The sequence below is a fragment of the Citrobacter sp. Ca225 genome (genome assembly GCF_030337175.1).
In the GTDB taxonomy this organism is placed as follows: domain Bacteria; phylum Pseudomonadota; class Gammaproteobacteria; order Enterobacterales; family Enterobacteriaceae; genus Citrobacter_A; species Citrobacter_A amalonaticus.
Window position 1 is genome coordinate 1 of the sequence record NZ_JAOWCD010000067.1, and the last position, 4,436, is coordinate 4,436.

The 4,436-nt window shown below is 46.3% G+C and carries 4 protein-coding genes; 1 reads left to right on the top strand and 3 read right to left on the bottom strand.

What is annotated here, in order from left to right:
* Positions 1 to 148 precede the first annotated feature (148 nt).
* The 3 genes from OGW13_RS10025 to OGW13_RS10035 all read right to left on the bottom strand — a co-directional run bounded on the left by OGW13_RS10025 (position 149) and on the right by OGW13_RS10035 (position 3,260).
* Complete coding sequence (locus OGW13_RS10025; protein WP_000082736.1) at positions 149 to 1,129, bottom strand: IS5-like element ISEc68 family transposase; 981 nt, start codon at positions 1,127 to 1,129, stop codon at positions 149 to 151.
* A 253-nt stretch (positions 1,130 to 1,382) separates the two neighbouring features.
* Positions 1,383 to 1,706, bottom strand: a complete 324-nt coding sequence (locus OGW13_RS25850) for an IS1 family transposase (protein WP_394816661.1) — start codon at positions 1,704 to 1,706, stop codon at positions 1,383 to 1,385.
* A gap of 378 nt (positions 1,707 to 2,084) precedes the next feature.
* Positions 2,085 to 3,260, bottom strand: coding sequence for a glycosyltransferase (locus tag OGW13_RS10035; protein ID WP_162782983.1), 1,176 nt, complete (start codon positions 3,258 to 3,260; stop codon positions 2,085 to 2,087).
* 152 nt (positions 3,261 to 3,412) lie between these two features.
* Between OGW13_RS10035 and OGW13_RS10040 the strand changes: the two genes are divergently transcribed.
* Positions 3,413 to 4,381: an IS5 family transposase gene (locus OGW13_RS10040; RefSeq protein ID WP_000654811.1), complete on the top strand. Its 969-nt coding sequence runs from the start codon at positions 3,413 to 3,415 to the stop codon at positions 4,379 to 4,381.
* Positions 4,382 to 4,436: the final 55 nt, after the last annotated feature.

Here is a 4,436-nt window from a genome sequence, read left to right on the forward strand (position 1 = left end):
GGAAGTTGCGATTAAGTGGTCCGCAGCTCCCGATATGACGCCCCAAACCGTCCTTTATCGACGTCCTGTGGCTCAATTTTCCAATTTTCAGCCCAAAATCGTCTCTTCGTGGCTGATTTTGGCCCTGTTTCAGGCTAATTTCCTCATTTCAGGTAGATCTCGCCTGTGCCCGTATCAATTGGTCAACTCGAACCAGGTTCGCCAGGGTGAATAACATCGCCAGTTGACTGTCATTTTTAGCCAGCCCCTTGTACCTGGCTTTGACGAAACCAAACTGACATTTTACTATCCGAAATGGATGCTCAACCTTCGCTCGGATACTCGCTTTCAGGTATTCGTAACGGATGGCCAGCTTGTTCTTGCGCGGGTGTTGCTTCAATGCATTCACTTTGCCGGGACGCTTGGCGATAAGCCAGTCTGCGCTGACATCGCTGAGCTCATCGCGCTTTTCGGCCCCCTGATAACCAGCATCGGCTGAGATAAATTCTTCATCGCCATGCAGTAACTTGCCAACCTGATTGAGGTCGTGCTCGTTAGCCGCCGTGGTCACCAGACTGTGGGTCAGGCCACTTTTGGCGTCCACGCCAATGTGCGCTTTCATGCCGAAGTACCACTGGTTACCTTTCTTGGTCTGGTGCATGTCTTCATCACGGCTGTTGTGTTTGTTTTTGGTAGAGCTGGGGGCTTGAATGATGGTGGCATCCACCAAGGTGCCCTGGGTCATTAGAACGCCACACTCTGCTAGCCAGTGATTAACGGTACTGAAGATTTTGCGGGCCAGTTCATGCTGCTCCAGCAAATGCCGGAAATTCATGATGGTAGTGCGGTCTGGAATGGCTTTATCCAGTGACAGGCGAGCAAATTGGCGCATGGAGGCGATTTCATAGAGGGCATCTTCCATGGCCTCATCGCTCAGGTTGTACCATTGCTGCATGCAGTGAATACGCAGCATGGTTTCCAGCGGATAGGGCCTGCGACCATTACCGGCCTTGGGATACACAGGCTCGATAACGCCAAGTAATTTGTCCCAGGGAAGCAAGTCATCCATTCTGCCAAGGAAAACTTCTTTGCGGGTCTGGCGGCGTTTACTGGAAAACTCACTGTCGGCAAAAGTCAGTTGCTGGCTCATCCGGTTACTCATTCTGGGTTCAGGTTACAACACGATGATCTCACATCTCGGACTTATTCGCACCTTCCCTAAAATTTTAAATTAAACGCAACGATTTACAATCCGTTTTCAATAGGGGGGGGCTATCAATAAATACACATCAATTACTATTTAGCATTGCAAAACAATGATTGGATATGGTAACTGGGTAACGAATTAAGGACTTTAATGCAGGCAGTACGAATAGATAGAAAATGTGAGCAATGATTTCAATTTATTGGGGTATAACCTGAACAATAGTCAATGTTTTTGCTATACGTTTTCGCTGCCCCTGATGAGACCCGCGGCGACCTAGTCTGAACAGCGGCTGCCTCAGATTCAGGTTATGTCGCCCAATTCGCTGTATATAGCGTTTACTGATAACGTGATTTTCTTCTTCAGGCACGACGCAAACCGCGTCCGCCCGGTTGCTATCCATATCACTATTACCAGGGGGGCCTGGCTCAAAGATGTTCCGGTTGTTCATGATGCCAGGCCATGGACTGGCCATACGCGTAAAACGGCAAGTACTGACGTAATTTAGCCCAATGTAGCCCATTATTCGCCCATTCCAGCGCAGGTAATGGCGTTAGTGCCCCGCTATATCCGTCAGGCGACAGGCCGCTGCTTGTTATTTAAATAGCGGAAAATCGTGTAGCGGGTAAACGCCCATAATACATGTGCTGGCACACCCCGGGACGCCATTCCTGCCAGTCTCAAGAGATTCTGATGTGTACCGGACAGTACGCGAACTGGAGTTACCATGCCATTCAACAGCCAGATGGAAATAATGTTGATCTGAGCCAGAACTTTTACCATTACACAGCACACGTTCAGAACCGGAACAGGAGGACAGCAGTCGGAAGCAGATGTAACTGAATCACCTCAAAGCCCCCTTATACTCTAAATCAATAAGTTGGTATCAATTGTCAGCCTATTAGGCTCTGTTTTTATTAATATTGTCTATAATATCCGGATCAAAAACTTTTATAATTGAATGAGATATCAAATAATTGATAATCTCCGTAGCTTTTGATGTGGCAGAAAGATTTGCACCTGATAATAACAGTTCTCGTGCCGAATGGTATGCGGCAAGATACAAACCAATTTCAATCGCATTAATCATTATCTCATAATCAATCCAGCTATCATATACCACATTATCAAGGAAGAGGAAGTTCGCTATTGGTTTTTTTATTTCCTTAGCCATTTTGGCAAACCTGAATGCCAGGTTATACTTTCCGATGGAACGATATATTCTTGCCAGATGGTATAAACTTTCAGCTCTTAACGGATTTTCCTCAAAGGCCTCAAGCAAAAAAGGGATCGAATTTGAAATTCTCCCTAAACGTTCATGAATAAGACCAATCCTGAGCAAACTAAAATACCGTTCCTCCGCAAACCCGGCCAACGTCAGTCGTAGTAGATACCATTCAAGTGCTTTACTATACAACTCAGACCTGTTTTTCTCATCCTGCACTGCAGCATCATGATATGACTGTGCGCAATAAAATGCATACCTGGGCATGAGATCCTGCTCTGTACACTGATGGTATGCGGTTGCTAATATCTCTGCATCGTGATGGTACTTTTTACATGTATTGTTACGCGATCCGCTGCGCCCTGAAATAATGAAATGGTTACTATTAATAGTTCCGGTATCATTGTATTTATCTTCAAGATATTCATGTAACACACCACGCCATTTGAATGGCAATCCGTTACGGATAATGAGTTTTCTGTAATACGTAACAGAATGTGACTCATTACTCATTTTCAGGAAATAACTATGGTGAGTTAAATTCGAGGTATCAACACTTCCTTCGATCCTGTCATCCGCGTCAAAAAAGAGTATGTAGTCAGACATACCTTCGCAACGCTGCAGCGCCAGGTTTCGGTTATGTGAAAAATCAATCCATTGATCGTGATATAGTTTACCAGGGATTCCCTTTTGGGCAAAGAATTCCTTAATTATTTCTGATGTATTATCCGATGAACCCGTATCACAAATAACCCATGATGAAATCGGTATTTTATCTAATATATTAGAAAGGGTCTTTTGTATAATGTGAGACTCATCCCGTACAATCATATTAAGGCAGATTGTAGTCACGACTGTTCCTTTTTTAGATCCACGATCGTTTATTTACATTAATCGCATTTAATGAAACTTATGTAAATATGTTATTGATAGATTTTATCTATTTATTTTATGAATTTACATGCTATTTATGGCTTTGTTGAATAAATCGAACTTTTGCTGAGTTGAAGGATCAGATCACGCATCCTCCCGACAACACAGACCATTCCGTGGCAAAGCAAAAGTTCAGAATCACCAACTGGTCCACCTACAACAAAGCTCTCATCAACCGTGGCTCCCTCACTTTCTGGCTGGATGATGAGGCGATTCAGGCCTGGTATGAGTCGGCAACGCCTTCATCACGAGGAAGGCCCCAGCGCTATTCTGATCTCGCCATCACCACCGTTCTGGTGATTAAACGCGTATTCCGGCTGACCCTGCGGGCTGCGCAGGGTTTTATTGATTCCATTTTTGCCCTGATGAACGTTCCGTTGCGCTGCCCGGATTACACCAGTGTCAGTAAGCGGGCAAAGTCGGTTAATGTCAGTTTCAAAACGTCCACCCGGGGTGAAATCGCACACCTGGTGATTGATTCCACCGGGCTGAAGGTCTTTGGTGAAGGCGAATGGAAAGTCAGAAAGCACGGCAAAGAGCGCCGTCGTATCTGGCGAAAGTTGCATCTTGCTGTTGACAGCAACACACATGAAGTTGTCTGTGCAGACCTGTCGCTGAATAACGTCACGGACTCAGAAGCCTTCCCGGGCCTTATCCGGCAGACTCACAGAAAAATCAGGGCAGCCGCGGCAGACGGGGCTTACGATACCCGGCTCTGTCACGATGAACTGCGCCGCAAAAAAATCAGCGCGCTTATTCCTCCCCGAAAAGGAGCAGGTTACTGGCCCGGTGAGTACGCAGACCGCAACCGTGCCGTTGCTAATCAGCGGCTGAGCGGAAGCAATGCACGGTGGAAATGGACAACGGAATATAACCGTCGCTCGATAGCGGAAACGGCAATGTACAGAATGAAGCAGTTGTTGGGAGATTCACTGACGCTGCGTGACTACGATGGTCAGGTAGCGGAAGCTATGGCCATGGTGCGTGCGTTGAACAGGATGACAAAGGCTGGGATGCCAGAAAGCGTGCGTATTGCCTGAAAATCCAGCCAGCTACAGGGTCGTTCGCACGAAATCTTATTTATTCAACAAAGCC

Bases quoted from the DNA above. Each gene is read 5' to 3' on its own strand.
- OGW13_RS10025 (WP_000082736.1), bottom strand. From the start codon at position 1,129: ATGAGCCAGCAACTGACTTTTGCCGACAGTGAGTTTTCCAGTAAACGC.
- OGW13_RS25850 (WP_394816661.1), bottom strand. From the start codon at position 1,706: ATGGGCTACATTGGGCTAAATTACGTCAGTACTTGCCGTTTTACGCGT.